We start from the raw sequence: 14341 nt of genomic DNA on the forward strand, positions 1-14341 counted from the left end.
CCCCGGAACACGACACCCGGCCCCCTGGACACCCCTCCGGCGCCCCCGGTACCAACTCCCCCATGACGATCAACGGCGGCATCTCCTTCTGGTACGCGACCGGCACCACCGCCCACCAGCCACCCCGCGCCCCCCTCACCGGCGACGCCACCGCGGACGTCGTCATCGTCGGCGGCGGCTACACCGGCCTGTGGACCGCCTATTACCTCAAGCGCGCCGCCCCCGACCTCCGCGTCACCGTCCTGGAGCAGAAGTTCTGCGGCTACGGCGCCTCCGGCCGCAACGGCGGCTGGCTCTACAACGGCATCGCCGGCCGCGACCGCTACGCCGCCCTCCACGGCCACGAAGCCGCCCGCCGCCTCCAGCACGCCATGAACGACACCGTCGCCGAAGTCATCGCCGTCGCCGCCGAGGAGGACATCGACGCCGACGTCCACCGCGGCGGAGTCCTCGAAGTCGCCCGCACCCCCGCCCAGCTCAGCCGGCTCAGGGCGTTCCACACCGCCGAGCTCTCCTTCGGCGAGACCGACCGCGAGCTGTACGACGCCCCCGCCACCCGCGCCCGTATCGACGTCGCCGACGCCGTCGGCTCCAGCTGGACCCCCCACGGCGCCCGCGTCCACCCCCTCAAACTCGTCCGGGGCCTCGCCACGGCCTGCGAACGCCTCGGCGTCACCCTCCACGAGTCCACCCCCGTCACCGAGATCGCCCCCCGCCGCGCCGTCACCCCGTACGGCACCGTCCGCGCCCCGTACGTCCTGCGCTGCACCGAGGGCTTCACCGCCGCCCTCAAGGGCCACAGGCGCACCTGGCTCCCCATGAACTCCTCGATGATCGTCACGGCACCCCTGCCGCCTTCGGTCTGGGAGCGGCTCAACTGGCAGGACGCCCCGCTCCTCGGCGACATGGCCCACGCCTACACGTACGCGCAGCGCACCGCCGACGACCGCATCGCGATCGGCGGCCGCGGTGTCCCCTACCGCTTCGGCTCCCGCACCGACCACGACGGCCGCACCCAGCCCGCCACCATCGCCTCGCTGCGCGACGTCCTGGTCTCCTTCTTCCCGGTCCTCGCCGGCACGGAGATCACCCACGCCTGGTCGGGCGTCCTCGGCGTTCCCCGCGACTGGTGCGCCACCGTCGCCCTGGACGCGGCCACGGGTCTGGGCTGGGCCGGCGGCTACGTCGGCTCCGGCGTGGCCGCGGCCAACCTCGCCGGCCGCACTCTGCGCGACCTCGTCCTCGGCGACCGCACCGAGCTGACGGCCCTGCCTTGGGTGCACCACCGCGTCCGCCGCTGGGAACCGGAGCCCTTCCGCTGGCTCGGGGTCCACGCCCTCTACGCCGCCTACCGCGGGGCGGACCGCCGCGAAGCGGCCACCCGGCGCCCGGCGACGACCCCCCTGGCCCGCCTCGCCGACCGCGTCTCGGGCCGCGCCTGACGGCACGCAAAAAGGCTCCGGGTGATCACCCGGAGCCTTCCGCTTCTGTACGAATCCCCTTGGCCGGTACCCATCTGACCTGGGGCGGAGCCGCCTGTCGGAATCGAACCGACGACCTCAAGATTACAAGTCAAGCGCTCTAGCCAACTGAGCTAAGGCGGCACAACACCACCCGCGGGACCGCTGCGCGTGGAGCCGCCATCACTCTACACAGCGCCCGATTCCCCGGGCCATCGCATTCATGCCGGCCCCGGGCCCCTCCGCGCCCAGCGGCCGGAGCCCCGCCGGACCATCCGGACCGTCAGAAGTGCTGACAGGAGCCGTGCCCGCCAGGTAGCGTCGTCCGGAGTCCAGCTGACTGGACTAGACCTTCCACTCGGATCGTCCGGCACGTTCCTGCCGGTAGAAGGGATTCACCACCATGGCTTCTGTCACCTTCGACAAGGCGACCCGCCTCTACCCGGGCGGCGACAAGCCCGCCGTCGACCAGCTGGAGCTGGAGATCGAGGACGGCGAGTTCCTCGTCCTCGTCGGCCCCTCCGGCTGCGGCAAGTCGACCTCCCTGCGCATGCTCGCGGGTCTGGAGGACGTCAACGGCGGCGCCATCCGCATCGGCGACCGCGACGTCACGCACCTGCCGCCCAAGGACCGGGACATCGCGATGGTGTTCCAGAACTACGCGCTGTACCCGCACATGAGCGTCGCCGACAACATGGGCTTCGCGCTCAAGATCGCCGGCGAGGACAAGGCCACCATCCGCCGCAAGGTGGAGGAGGCGGCGAAGATGCTGGACCTCACCCAGTACCTCGACCGCAAGCCGAAGGCCCTCTCCGGCGGCCAGCGCCAGCGCGTGGCCATGGGCCGGGCCATCGTGCGCAAGCCGCAGGTCTTCCTCATGGACGAGCCTCTGTCCAACCTCGACGCGAAGCTGCGCGTGTCCACCCGTACGCAGATCGCGGCGCTCCAGCGCGACCTCGGCATCACCACCGTGTACGTCACCCACGACCAGGTCGAAGCCATGACGATGGGCGACCGCGTCGCGGTCCTCAAGGACGGTCTGCTCCAGCAGGTCGACACTCCGCGCAACATGTACGACCGGCCGGCGAACCTGTTCGTCGCCGGGTTCATCGGCTCGCCGGCCATGAACCTGGTCGAGGTGCCGATCACCGACGGCGGCGTGAAGTTCGGCGAGAGCGTCGTCCCGGTGTCGCGCGACGCGCTCTCCGCCGCCGCCGACGCGGGCGACCGCACCGTCACGGTCGGCGTGCGCCCCGAGCACTTCGACATCGGCGACACCGGCGGTCTGACGATCACCGTGAACGTGGTCGAGGAACTGGGCGCCGACGGCTACGTCTACGGCAGCCACGACGGCCAGGACATCGTGGTCCGCGTGAACGGCCGCCACGTGCCCGAGAAGGGCTCGTCGCTGCACGTGGTGCCGCGCGCCGACGAGATCCACGTCTTCTCGACCTCCTCCGGCGCACGGCTGTCGAAGTAGGGCGTAACCGTCCGAGTTGCGGGGGCGTTCCACCAAGGGGCGCCCCCGCCGCGGCAGTTGCGTGCGGTGCGCTCCACGAACCCCGGCAGACCGGGCCATTCGGCCGCACTCGTCAACCCATAAATCGAAAAACCACGTCGAACCATCCCCCGACCGGGTGACTAAATGTCGCCAAATCTTCACCGAGCGCTACTCTCGCCCTCGTGACCCACACTGCCCGCCGTATCGGCCGTTCCCTCGCCCTGGTCCTGCCCGTCGTCCTGGTCCTGTCCGGGACCCTCGCGGTCACCATGGTCCCCTGGGCGGATCACTCCTCCCAGATCCTGACCGCCTCCGCCGAGGACGTCTCCCTCCCGAAGAAGCCGGCCGCGCCGCACGAGCTGCTGCGCGACAAGCTCCTCGGCGAGCTCCAGCAGGGCGAGCAGCCGGGTGTCGTCCTCACACACCTCCAGCAGGAGGTGAACGGCCGTCCGTCACTGGCGGAGCACTGCGTGAGCATCGCGCGGGCCCTGGGGCGGGCCGCCGTGGAGGCCTACGGGCCGACGAAGGCCCAGTCCTACGCGCGCCCCGTCTGCGACACCTCGTACGCGTCGGGCGTCGCCTCGATGGGCTGACCGCCCGCCGTGCCTGCCCGGGCCGGCCGGGGGCCGGTCCTACGCTGGCGGCCATGACCGACACGGCCCCGGCGCCACTCCAATCCACCGATGACGCAGCCGCGTTCCCGGCTCGTCCCACCCAGGCGGTCGTCCTGGCGGGCGGGCAGGGTTCGCGGCTGCGGCCGTACACGGACGACCGGCCGAAGCCGATGGTGGAGATCCCGGGCACCGGACTGCCGATCATCGGGCACCAGTTGGCCTGGCTGGCGGCGGAGGGGGTGACCGACGCAGTGGTGTCGTGCGGGCACCTGGCGGAGGTGCTCCAGGAGTGGCTGGCGCGGGCTCCGCTGCCGCTGCGGGTGACGACGGTGGTCGAGGAGGAGCCGCTGGGGCGCGGGGGCGGTCTGAAGTACGCGGCGAAGCGGCTGCCGCACCCGGACCGGGCCTGGTACGCGACCAACGGCGACGTGTGGACGCGTTTCCCGCTGCGGGAGATGGCGGCCTTCCACGAGGAGCGGGAGGCGGTGGCGACGCTGGCCCTGGCGCGGCCGCGGATGCCGTGGGGGGTGGTGGACACGAACGAGTTCGGGCAGGTGCTGGACTTCATCGAGGCCCCGCCGTCGCCCTACGCGGTCAACGCCGGGGTGTACGTGTTCGCTCCCGAATTCGCCGCGCTGCTCCCCGACTTGGGGGACCACGAGCGGACGACGTTCCCCCGGCTGGCGCGGGAGCGGCGGCTGGCGGGCTTCACGCTGCCGCAGGGGGCCTACTGGCGGGCGATCGACACGGCGAAGGACTTGACCGAGGCGGCAAGGGAGTTGGCGGCGCAGGGCGCCGTCTGAGCCGTTTCCGTACTGCTACGTCTCCCCGTGCCCCGGCACGCGGAAGGGCCCGGCGCGCCGTACGCGCGCCGGGCCCTCCGGTCGGTGGGTCGGGGTCGCTCAGCCCAGGAGGCCGCCGACGAGGCCGGGCTTCTTGGTCTGGGTGTCGGAGCCGCTGCGGCTCCCCGAGGTGGTGGCCGGCGGCTGCTGCGGGCTGGACTGCTTCGGGGTGCTGCTGCGCGGGGTCTGACTGCCGGAGGTCTTGGTGGCGCTGGGCGCTCCGGAGCCGGTCGAGGAGCTGTCGCGGCTCGGGGCGCTGCTGCCGGTGCGGCCGGACCTGGCGGCGGGCTCGGAGGGAGTGGCCGAGGGCGAGGCCTGCTTCGAGGGCTGCCTGCCGGGGGCGGACTGCTTGGCGGGGGCCTGCGGGAGGGGGCTGCCGGGGAGGTAGTTGCTGGGGGCCTCACCGGGGCCGGGGACGGTGACGACGGTGGAGGAGCGGACGGCGCCGCCGAGGAGAGAGCCGATGAGCAGGGTCAGTCCGCAGACGACGGTGGCCATGACGGCACCGCGCCGCAGGACCCGGCGGCGGAGCCGCCAGATCTCGGAGCGGGGGCCGAGGGTGCGCCACGCCTCGCCGGTGAGGCGTGCGTCGAGGGAGTAGACGGGAGCGCCGGCGATGATCAGGGGGCTCCAGGCGGCGAGGTAGATGATGTCGGGGGCGTCGTAGGCGGGGACGGTCTTCCAGCTGACCGTCATGAGGAGTGCGGCGGAGAGCAGGGCGCCGATGCAGGCGGCGAAGCGCTGCCAGAGGCCGAAGACGGTCAGCACGCCGACGATCACCTGGAGGAAGGCGACGCTGAGTCCGGCTCCGACGGGGTGGGCGAGCGCGAAGTCGCGCAGGGGTTCGGCGAGGGCCCAGGGGTGCAGGGTCTGCAGCCAGGTGACCATGGATCCGCGTTCGCCGCCGTCGAAGTAGACGGGGTCGCAGAGTTTGCCCATGCCGGCGTAGATGGAGATGAAGCCGAGGAAGACGCGCAGGGGGAGCAGGACGACGCCGAGGTTCATGCGGCGGCCGGGGTAGTACGAGGCCTGGCCGCGGGCGTCGGTGGCGGAGCGCCGGCTGTCGGGACCGGCGTCGGGTCCCGGGTAGTCGCCGTCGTGGGCGTCGTGGCCCCCGTACGGCGGGTGGGGCCGGCGCGGCAGGTCGCGTACCGCGGCGAGCGGACGGGTCTCGTCCGGGTCGCCGTAGGTGCGCTGGCCGATGACGGTGGGGGTGGCGAGGGTGTCCTCGACCAGGTCGTGTGCCAGGTCGACCCGGGGGATGGTCTGGGTGGCGGCTCCGCCGTCGTAGTCGTCGTGGCCGCGGCCGGCTTCGCGCACCGCCTGGAGGAGCCCGCCCATGGCCGCGGCGTCGCCGGGCGCGGACTTGCCGCTCCAGACGACGGGGGCGCGGCGGCGGGTGACTCCGGCGGTCGCGACGGCGGCGGCACCGAGGAGGGGCGCGCGGCCGGGGGCATTCGCGGGCTTGGAACGCGCGCTCGGGCTCGGTGCGAGCCGCACGCGGAAGCTGGCGTGGTTGACGATGACCTGTGCGGGGTCGCACGGCACCTTGACCATGCTCAGCGCGGGCTGGTCGTCGAACCCTGACGTTCTGGTGTCCACACTCATCTAACCGAGTGATGGGTGTTTAGGACACTGCCTTGACACGAGGGATCTGTCCGAGACCCGTCAAGATCAAGTCGCCCCGCCCGTGAGGGGCGGGGCGACACGCTCACGGGTCATGTCCCGTGGGCCAGGTGGATCAAGCGCCGGCGGCCGTCCGGGTCAGATGCGGCCGCGCTGGGCGCGCTTGCGGGCGGCCTCGTAGAGGACGACGCCGGCGGCGACACCGGCGTTGAGGGACTCGGCGCCGCCGGGCATCGGGATGCGGACGAGGTAGTCGCAGTTCTCGCCGACGAGGCGGCCGAGGCCCTTGCCCTCGGAGCCGACGACGATGACGACCGGACCGGAGAGGGCGTCGAGCTCCTGCACCTCGTGGGTGCCCTCGGCGGCCAGACCGACGATGGCGATGCCGGCCTTCTTGTACTCCTGGAGGGCCCGGGTCAGGTTGGTGACGCGGGAGACCGGGGTGCGGGCGGCGGTGCCGGCGGAGGTCTTCCAGGCTCCGGCGGTCATACCGGCGGCGCGGCGCTCGGGGATGACCACGCCGTGGCCGCCGAAGGCGGAGACGGAGCGGACGATCGCACCGAGGTTGCGCGGGTCGGTCACCCCGTCGAGGGCGACGATCAGCGGGTCCTCGCCGTTGTCGTGGGCGGCGTCCGTGAGGTCCTCGGGGTGCGCGTACTCGTACGGCGGGACCTGGAGGACCAGGCCCTGGTGGTTGAGCCCGTTGGTCATCCGGTCGAGCTCGGGACGGGGGGCTTCCATCAGGTTGATGTTGCCGCGCTCGCCGGCGAGCTTGAGGGCGTCGCGGACGCGCTCGTCGTTGTCGATGAACTGCTGGACGTAGAGGGTGGTGGCGGGGACGCCGTCCCGCAGTGCCTCGAAGACCGGGTTGCGGCCGACGACCATCTCGCTGGTGCCCTTGGGACCGCCGCGGCGGGGGGCGGGGCGGCGCTTGGCGGCTTGGCGGGCCATGGCGTTGGCGATGCGGTTCGCCTTGTGCTTCTTGCGGTCCTCGGCCTTGGGCGTGGGGCCCTTGCCCTCCAGGCCCTTGCGCCGCTGGCCACCGCTGCCGATCGTCGCGCCCTTCTTGTTGGACGTGCGGCGGTTCCTGCGCTGGCTGTTACCGGCCATGACCTCTACCTGTTTCGTTCGTGCTGCGATATGTACGTATGAAGAGTGTGCCGCCCGGACGGCCGGGCGGCCACCAAGCCGGTGCGCCCGGCGTCAGACCGGGGCGCCCGGCATCAGCGCGGGCCGAGCGTCCAGCGCGGACCGGCCGGGCCGTCCTCGATGACCAGACCGGACTGCTGGAGCTGGTCGCGGATGGCGTCGGCGGTCGCCCAGTCCTTGCGGGCGCGGGCGGACTCGCGCTGCTCCAGGACGAGGCGTACGAGGGTGTCGACGGCCCCGTGCAGGTCTTCGCCGCGGTCGGACTCGCCCGCCCAGTGGGGGTCGAGCGGGTCCAGGCCGAGGACGCCCAGCATGGCGCGCACCTCGGACAGGCGGGCGATGGCCGCGTCCTTGTCGTCGGCGGCGAGCGCGCTGTTGCCCTGGCGGACCGTGGTGTGGACGATCGCGAGCGCCTGCGGGACGCCCAGGTCGTCGTCCATCGCCTCGGCGAAGGCCGGCGGCACCTCGGCGGCGGCCTCGACGGCCCCGCCGGCCTTCTCGGTGACGCGCTGGTAGAAGCCCTCGATGCGGGCGAACGCCGACTCCGCCTCGCGCAGCGCCTCCTCGCTGTACTCGATCATCGACCGGTAGTGCGGGGTGCCGAGGTAGTAGCGCAGGACGATCGGACGCCACTGCTTGACCATCTCGGAGACGAGGACGGAGTTGCCGAGGGACTTCGACATCTTCTCGCCGGACATGGTGACCCAGGCGTTGTGCACCCAGTACCGGGCGAACTCGTCGCCGAAGGCCTTGGCCTGGGCGATCTCGTTCTCGTGGTGCGGGAAGATCAGGTCCAGGCCGCCGCCGTGGATGTCGAAGGCCTCCCCCAGGTACTTGTGCGCCATGGCGGAGCACTCCAGGTGCCAGCCCGGACGGCCGCGGCCCCAGGGGGTCTCCCAGGACGGCTCGCCGGGCTTGGCGGACTTCCACATCGCGAAGTCGCGGGGGTCGCGCTTGCCGGTCTCGCCCGCGCCGGAGGGCTGCTGGAGGTTGTCGAGCTCCTGGTTGGAGAGCGCGAGGTAGCCCGGGAAGGACCGCACGTCGAAGTAGACGTTGCCCTCCGACTCGTACGCGTGGCCGCGCTCGATGAGGCCGCGCATCATCTCGATCATCTCGGGGACGTGGCCCGTGGCGCGCGGCTCGTACGTCGGCCGCAGGCAGCCGAGGGCGTCGTAGCCGGTGTTGAAGGCCAGCTCGTTGTCGTAGCCGATGGACCACCAGGGGCGGCCCTGCTCGGCCGACTTCGCGATGATCTTGTCGTCGATGTCGGTGACGTTGCGGATGAACGTGACGTCGTAGCCGCGGTACGCGAACCAGCGGCGCATGACGTCGAAGTTCAGGTAGGACCGGATGTGCCCGATGTGCGGTGCCGCCTGCACGGTGGCACCGCAGAGGTAGATCGAGACGCAGCCCGGGACGAGCGGGGTGAAGTCGCGGATCTGCCGGGCGCTGGTGTCGTACAGGCGAATAGTCACGGCATCCAGGGTAGTGCGCCTGCGGCAGTGCCCCGCGACCGTTTGAGGGCGCCCGGACGGTTTGTTGCCGAAGAGGTGACGTCGCCGACGGCCCGCGGGGCGGCCGTACGTCGGCCGTACGTCGTACTCAGCCCCGGTCCGTCCGGTAGACGAGGGCGGTGGCGATGGCGGCCAGCCCTTCGGCGCGGCCGGTGAGGCCGAGTCCGTCGGTGGTGGTGCCGGAGACGGAGACGGGGGCGCCCGCCGCCGCCGCGAGCGCCTTCTGCGCTTCTTCGCGCCGCTTGCCGATCTTCGGGCGTACGCCGATCACCTGGATCGCGATGTTGCCGATCTCGAAGCCCTCGGCCCGGACGATCCGGGCGGCCTCCGCCAGGAGGGTGACCCCGGCGGCGCCGGACCACTCGGGGCGGGAGGTGCCGAAGTGCGCCCCGAGGTCGCCGGCACCGGCGGCGGAGAAGAGGGCGTCGCAGGCGGCGTGGGCGGCGACGTCGCCGTCGGAGTGGCCGGCGAGGCCGTCCTCGCCCTCCCACAGCAGCCCGGCGCACCACAGCTCACGGCCGGCCTCGAAGGCGTGCACGTCGGTGCCGATGCCGACGAGGGGGATCAGGGGCAGGTCAGTAGACATCGGTGGCCCTCCTGCGGGCGAGTACGGCCTCGGCGAGGACCATGTCGAGCGGGCGGGTGACCTTGAAGGCCTCTTCGTGGCCGGGGACGGTCACGACGGTGACCCCGGTGCGCTCCACCATGCCGGCGTCGTCGGTGGCGCCCTCGCCGCTGACGGCGATGGCCTCGTGCGCGCGCAGCAGCGTGGCGAGGTCGAAGCCCTGCGGGGTCTGCACGGCGCGCAGCCGGGCCCGCTCGGGCGTGGCGACGACCGGCTCGGGCTCGCCGGGCCCCCGGGGGTCGACCTCCTTGACGGTGTCGGCCAGGGGCAGCGCGGGGACCACGGCGGGGGCTCCGGCGCGGACGGCCTCGACGACGGAGTCCACGGTGTCGACGGGGACCAGGGGGCGGGCCGCGTCGTGGATCAGTACGGAGGTGATGTCGGCCGGGAGGGCGGCCAGGCCGGCCCGCACGGACTCCTGGCGGGTGTCGCCGCCGGGCACGACCAGGACCTCGGTGCGGTCGGGCAGGGCGTGCTCGTCCAGGAGGTGGCGCACCTCGGCGGCCCCGTCGGGCGGGGCGACGACCACGACCAGGGCGACCGCGCGGGAGCGGGCCATGGCGCGGACGGCGTGGATCAGCATCGGGGTCCCGCCGAGGACCCGCAGGGCCTTGGGGGCGCCCGGGCCGAGGCGTACCCCGCGGCCTGCGGCCGGGATCACCGCGGCGGTGCGGTGGGGGCGGGATTCGTCAGACATCAGTAGCTCCGAGCCAGGTTTGTGACTTCGGCCGACATGGGTATGGCCTTGGGCGTGCCCCCGGCGCTGGTCCGCGGGAGTGCCGGGTGCGACGCCCTCGCCCCTTCCGTGACGACCGGTCGAGCCGGCTGCCCGGACCCGGCACGCCGGTGCAGGACCGTGCGGGTGTGCACACGCAGGGTACGGCGGAGTGACCCACGGGTGTGGGTGGATGCGCGGGGGTGCACCGCCGCGCGTGGTGGCGCTGATTCGTGGACGGCGCCGGTGAACAGTGTTGGGGTGCAGACATGCCGCAGCGCCCGGCAACAGCCCTCTCGCGAAGAGAGGGCGGGTCATCGGGCACCGCGGCACACTGTGGCCGGTTCGAGCGTCAGGACGCAAGAACCTCGTCGAGGAGGGCCTCGGCCTTGTCCTCGTTGGTGTTCTCGGCGAGCGCGAGCTCGCTCACCAAAATCTGCCGCGCCTTGGCGAGCATGCGCTTCTCACCAGCGGAGAGACCGCGCTCACGCTCACGACGCCACAGGTCGCGCACTACTTCGGCGACCTTGATGACATCGCCAGAGGCGAGCTTCTCCAGATTCGCCTTGTAACGACGGGACCAGTTCGTGGGCTCTTCTGCGTACGGTGCGCGGAGCACCTCGAAGACCCGGTCCAGCCCGTCCTGGCCGACTACGTCGCGAACGCCGACGAACTCTGCATTGTCCGCAGGCACACGAACCGTCAGGTCGCCCTGGGCGACCTTGAGCACCAAGTAGGTCTTGTCCACGCCTTTGATCTGGCGAGTTTCGATGGCCTCGATCAGCGCGGCCCCGTGATGGGGATAGACCACGGTGTCGCCAACCTTGAACGTCATGTGACAGGTACCCCTTCCGTGGCTATCCAGGGTAACACGAGAACTGACTGTTATGAATGGCGTTTTCGCAGGTCAGGGCACATCTCGGGGCTTGACAACAGCGACACGAACGTGCTGCGAAAGGCTTCCGGAAGGGGGTATTCGCAGGTCGGAGGCGCTGTGCGGACCGGGCGAAACGACCACGTTACACCTGGCGGACGCGGCCACGAGTGTGACGTACGTCCCGTTTTGCCGGATTCTTGGACCGGAAACCGAAGTACTCCGTTCGACTGGCGGCCACTCGTACGCAGTGGGTTCCGGCCCAATCTGGAATTGATCACGGAGCCGCGTTCGAGGGAATCCCGGAATTGATCACACGGGCACCCGCGGCCGGATAGCGGAATGCAAGATCGCGGGACGGGTACGGCGCGGTGCGCGCGCTGCGGAGGGTCGGGTGCGGGGGCGGGGCGGCGGCTCGGTAACCTAAGCGCGCTGACACACCCTTAGGGCGGCTTTACCTCGGCCGCTCCGAGACTCCACCCGTCCCGTCCGTACGTCCAAGGAGTTGCCGCCGCCGTGAGCCGCAGCCTTCGACGCGGCGCTCTCGCCGCTACCGCCGTCGTGTTCTCCCTTGCCTCGCTCGCCGCGTGCGGCGCGGGCAACGACGCGCAGTCTCTCCAGATCAAGCCGGACAACGCCGCCGTCACCAAGGGCGACATCAAGATCCAGAACGCCCTGGTGATCACCAAGGGCGAGAAGGACAAGAAGGGTCCGGCCGCCGTCTCGGCGACCCTCTTCAACTCCGGCACCAAGGCCCAGACCCTGGACGGCATCACCCTCAAGGGTGGCAAGTCCAAGGTGGTCCTGAAGGCGGCCGAGGGCTCCGGCAAGATCACCGTGCCCGCCGGCGGCTCCGTGGTGCTGGGCGGCAAGGGCAACGCCTCCGCCGTCATCGAGGGCGGCCGCGAGGCCGTCCAGAACGGCAACGTGCAGGACGTCGTCTTCCAGCTGAGCACCGCGGGCGACGTGGAACTGGGCGCGTTCGTCGTCCCGGCCACCGGCATGTACGCCGGCTACGGCCCGACCGAGGCCCCCGCCGCCGCGCCCGGCCCCGTCCCGTCGGGCAGCGCCTCGGGCTCGGCCTCCCCGGGCGTGTCGGGCTCCCCCGCCGCGTCGGGCTCCCCGGCCGCCGGTTCCACGCCGTCGGGCGCCGCGGGCTCCGCGTCCGCCTCGCCGTCGCGCAGCGCCGGCCACTGAGCGCCTGAGCGGGCGCCGCACCCGTACATGGGGAAGGGCCCCGGCCGCGATGCGGCCGGGGCCCTTCCCCATGTACTCCCCGGGTGTACGTCCCGGTGTCACGGGCCTCCCGGCCCGTCGGGCGGCCTACGGCTCGAACTTGTAGCCCAGGCCGCGGACCGTGACCAGGTAGCGCGGCGCCCCCGGGTCCGGCTCGATCTTGGCGCGGAGCCGCTTGACGTGGACGTCCAGGGTCTTGGTGTCGCCGACGTAGTCCGCACCCCAGACCCGGTCGATCAGCTGCATGCGCGTCAGGACGCGTCCCGCGTTGCGCAGGAGCATCTCCAGCAGGTCGAACTCCTTCAGCGGCAGGTCGACCTTGGCCCCGGCGACGGTGACCACGTGCCGGTCCACGTCCATCCGCACGGGACCCGCCTCCAGGGCCGCCGGCGTCACCTCCTCCGGCTCGCCCCGGCGGCGCAGGACCGCGCGGATGCGGGCGACCAGCTCCCGGGAGGAGAAGGGCTTGGTGACGTAGTCGTCGGCTCCTATCTCCAGACCCACGACCTTGTCGATCTCGCTGTCCTTGGCGGTCACCATGATCACGGGGACGTTGGAACGACCGCGCAGCTGCCGGCACACCTCGGTCCCCGGCAGGCCGGGCAGCATCAGGTCGAGGAGGACGAGGTCGGCGCCGTTGCGCTCGAACTCGTCGAGCCCGTCGGGCCCCGTCGCGGCGATGGCGACCTCGAAACCCTCCTTGCGCAGCATGTAGGACAGGGCGTCGCTGAAGGATTCCTCATCCTCGACGACGAGCACTCGGGTCACGGAAGGACCTCCGGGGCAGGGATGACTGGTTCTGGGTCAAGCTGGGGTCTGGCGGGCTCGGGGGCGGCCGCCGGGGCCGGCGCGGCCGCCTCGGGGAGCCGCAGGGTGAACGTGGAGCCCTGGCCCTCGGAGCTCCATACCGACACCTCCCCGCCGTGCGAGGCCGCCACGTGCTTCACGATCGCGAGGCCCAGCCCGGTGCCTCCCGTGGCGCGGGAGCGGGCCGGGTCGACGCGGTAGAAGCGCTCGAAGATGCGCTCGCGGTCCTTCTCCGGGATGCCTATGCCCTGGTCGGTCACGGCTATCTCGATCAAGTCTCCGCCCGGCGCGGTCACCCGGCGCGCCGCGATGCCGACGCGGGTGCGGGCGGGGCTGTAGTTGACGGCGTTCTCCACCAGGTTCCCGAGGGCGGCGGCCAGCTGGCCGCGGTTCCCCCAGACGCGCAGGTCTGCGGTGCCGCCGGCGGCCATGGTGATCTGCTTGGAGGTGGCCGTGTGGCGGCACCGGTCGATGGCCTCCGCCACCAGCGTGTCCACCCGTACGGGCTCGGCGTCCTCCAGCGGGTCGTCGTTCTGCACCCGGGAGAGGTCGATGAGCTCCTGGACGAGGTTGATCAGGCGGGTGGCCTCGATCTGCATGCGGCCCGCGAAGCGGCTGACCGCCTCGGGGTCGTCGGCGGCGTCCATGACCGCCTCGGAGAGCAGGGAGATCGCGCCGACCGGGGTCTTCAGCTCGTGCGAGACGTTCGCGACGAAGTCGCGGCGCACCGCTTCGATGCGGCGGGCCTCGGTGAGGTCCTCGACCAGCAGCAGCACCAGGCGGGAGCCCAGCGGGGCGACCCGGGCCGAGACCGCGAGGGCCTCGCCGCGGCCGGTGCCGCGCCGGGGCAGGTCGAGCTCGATCTGGCGTATCTCGCCGTCCCGGCGGGTGTCGCGGGCCATGTGGAGCATGGGCTCCACGGCCAGCTTGCCGCCGCGGACCAGGCCGAGCGCGTACGCGGCCGAGCTGGCCTTGACCACCGCGTCGCCCTCGTCGAGGACGACCGCGGAAGAGCGGAGCACGGAGAGCACCGTGTCCACTCCGGGCGGGAGCACCGCGTTGATGTCGGGGCGCATGGAGCTCCGGGTGGGGCGGGCCTGGTCGCGCTCGCTCCAGCGGAACGCCAGCATGGCGATCACACCGGTGCAGAGACCGGCGATCGCCGCAGCTGCGGCGACCGCCGCGTTCACGTCCATGGATCCAGGTTAAGCAGGCCCGGGGACACTTCCACAGCCGTCCGGGTGGCACCTCGAACAGTCGTCGCCCAGAGTTCACCCTGACGACGGGGCTGATTCACTTGCGGTGCCGGAGTCGGACGCGTTCGCGTCCGAACGTGTCAACGTGGGGCCGAACGGTCCTCACGAGAGTGGCGAGCAGG

Annotated in this window: 13 protein-coding genes and 1 tRNA gene; 5 read left to right on the forward strand and 9 right to left on the reverse strand. The window is 72.1% G+C overall.

Annotated features, from left to right (window positions below; genetic code table 11):
• Positions 1-62: 62 nt before the first annotated feature.
• A complete protein-coding gene (locus tag ACFY7H_RS26260; protein ID WP_388942424.1) occupies positions 63-1442 on the forward strand; it encodes an NAD(P)/FAD-dependent oxidoreductase in 1380 nt (459 codons plus the stop codon).
• Positions 1443-1530: 88 nt separating this feature from the next.
• On the opposite strand, the gene ACFY7H_RS26265 is transcribed toward ACFY7H_RS26260, so the two are convergent.
• Positions 1531-1604: transfer RNA gene (locus ACFY7H_RS26265), tRNA-Thr, on the reverse strand.
• Between the two features lie 259 nt (positions 1605-1863).
• Here ACFY7H_RS26265 and ACFY7H_RS26270 point away from each other — a divergent pair.
• From ACFY7H_RS26270 to ACFY7H_RS26280, 3 genes are all read left to right on the forward strand, one after another.
• On the forward strand, positions 1864-2940 hold the full coding sequence (locus ACFY7H_RS26270) for an ABC transporter ATP-binding protein (protein ID WP_388942427.1): 1077 nt from the start codon (positions 1864-1866) through the stop codon (positions 2938-2940).
• 203 nt (positions 2941-3143) lie between these two features.
• Positions 3144-3554: a hypothetical protein gene (locus ACFY7H_RS26275; RefSeq protein WP_388942430.1), complete on the forward strand. Its 411-nt coding sequence runs from the start codon at positions 3144-3146 to the stop codon at positions 3552-3554.
• 53 nt (positions 3555-3607) lie between these two features.
• Positions 3608-4378 carry an NDP-sugar synthase gene (locus tag ACFY7H_RS26280; protein ID WP_388942432.1) on the forward strand — a complete coding sequence of 257 codons (771 nt, stop codon included), beginning with the start codon at positions 3608-3610 and terminating at the stop codon, positions 4376-4378.
• 99 nt (positions 4379-4477) lie between these two features.
• Here ACFY7H_RS26280 and ACFY7H_RS26285 read toward each other — a convergent pair whose 3' ends face one another.
• From ACFY7H_RS26285 to ACFY7H_RS26310, 6 genes are all read right to left on the reverse strand, one after another.
• Complete coding sequence (locus ACFY7H_RS26285) at positions 4478-6025, reverse strand: DoxX family membrane protein (RefSeq protein ID WP_388942435.1); 1548 nt, start codon at positions 6023-6025, stop codon at positions 4478-4480.
• 156 nt (positions 6026-6181) lie between these two features.
• The gene (gene rlmB, locus ACFY7H_RS26290) at positions 6182-7153 is read right to left on the reverse strand and encodes a 23S rRNA (guanosine(2251)-2'-O)-methyltransferase RlmB (RefSeq protein WP_388942439.1); all 972 of its coding nucleotides are present in this window, start codon (positions 7151-7153) and stop codon (positions 6182-6184) included.
• 113 nt (positions 7154-7266) lie between these two features.
• On the reverse strand, positions 7267-8667 hold the full coding sequence (gene cysS, locus ACFY7H_RS26295; RefSeq protein WP_388942442.1) for a cysteine--tRNA ligase: 1401 nt from the start codon (positions 8665-8667) through the stop codon (positions 7267-7269).
• Between the two features lie 127 nt (positions 8668-8794).
• A complete protein-coding gene (gene ispF / locus ACFY7H_RS26300; protein WP_388942445.1) occupies positions 8795-9292 on the reverse strand; it encodes a 2-C-methyl-D-erythritol 2,4-cyclodiphosphate synthase in 498 nt (165 codons plus the stop codon).
• Positions 9282-10028 (reverse strand): 2-C-methyl-D-erythritol 4-phosphate cytidylyltransferase, encoded by a 747-nt coding sequence (ispD, locus tag ACFY7H_RS26305; protein WP_388942448.1) that lies wholly within the window; start codon positions 10026-10028, stop codon positions 9282-9284. The genes ispF and ispD overlap by 11 nt, the downstream gene beginning before the upstream one ends.
• Positions 10029-10398: 370 nt before the next feature.
• Positions 10399-10881: a CarD family transcriptional regulator gene (locus ACFY7H_RS26310; RefSeq protein ID WP_003953493.1), complete on the reverse strand. Its 483-nt coding sequence runs from the start codon at positions 10879-10881 to the stop codon at positions 10399-10401.
• A gap of 555 nt (positions 10882-11436) precedes the next feature.
• On the opposite strand from ACFY7H_RS26310, the gene ACFY7H_RS26315 reads away from it, so the two are divergent.
• A complete protein-coding gene (locus ACFY7H_RS26315) occupies positions 11437-12117 on the forward strand; it encodes a DUF461 domain-containing protein (RefSeq protein ID WP_388942451.1) in 681 nt (226 codons plus the stop codon).
• Between the two features lie 126 nt (positions 12118-12243).
• On the opposite strand, the gene ACFY7H_RS26320 is transcribed toward ACFY7H_RS26315, so the two are convergent.
• Positions 12244-12924, reverse strand: coding sequence for a response regulator transcription factor (locus ACFY7H_RS26320; RefSeq protein WP_007265514.1), 681 nt, complete (start codon positions 12922-12924; stop codon positions 12244-12246).
• Positions 12921-14159: a sensor histidine kinase gene (locus ACFY7H_RS26325; protein WP_388942454.1), complete on the reverse strand. Its 1239-nt coding sequence runs from the start codon at positions 14157-14159 to the stop codon at positions 12921-12923. The genes ACFY7H_RS26320 and ACFY7H_RS26325 overlap by 4 nt, the downstream gene beginning before the upstream one ends.
• Between the last annotated feature and the right edge of the window lie 182 nt (positions 14160-14341).

It is taken from the genome of Streptomyces sp. NPDC012794 (assembly GCF_042901085.1).
In the GTDB taxonomy this organism is placed as follows: Bacteria; Actinomycetota; Actinomycetes; order Streptomycetales; family Streptomycetaceae; genus Streptomyces.

Coding starts and splice junctions, on each gene's coding strand:
- ACFY7H_RS26310 (WP_003953493.1), bottom strand. CDS start 10,881: ATGACGTTCAAGGTTGGCGACACCGTGGTCTATCCCCATCACGGGGCC.
- ispF (WP_388942445.1), bottom strand. CDS start 9,292: ATGTCTACTGACCTGCCCCTGATCCCCCTCGTCGGCATCGGCACCGAC.
- ACFY7H_RS26260 (WP_388942424.1), top strand. CDS start 63: ATGACGATCAACGGCGGCATCTCCTTCTGGTACGCGACCGGCACCACC.
- ACFY7H_RS26325 (WP_388942454.1), bottom strand. CDS start 14,159: ATGGACGTGAACGCGGCGGTCGCCGCAGCTGCGGCGATCGCCGGTCTC.
- ACFY7H_RS26270 (WP_388942427.1), top strand. CDS start 1,864: ATGGCTTCTGTCACCTTCGACAAGGCGACCCGCCTCTACCCGGGCGGC.
- rlmB (WP_388942439.1), bottom strand. CDS start 7,153: ATGGCCGGTAACAGCCAGCGCAGGAACCGCCGCACGTCCAACAAGAAG.
- ispD (WP_388942448.1), bottom strand. CDS start 10,028: ATGTCTGACGAATCCCGCCCCCACCGCACCGCCGCGGTGATCCCGGCC.
- ACFY7H_RS26280 (WP_388942432.1), top strand. CDS start 3,608: ATGACCGACACGGCCCCGGCGCCACTCCAATCCACCGATGACGCAGCC.
- ACFY7H_RS26285 (WP_388942435.1), bottom strand. CDS start 6,025: ATGAGTGTGGACACCAGAACGTCAGGGTTCGACGACCAGCCCGCGCTG.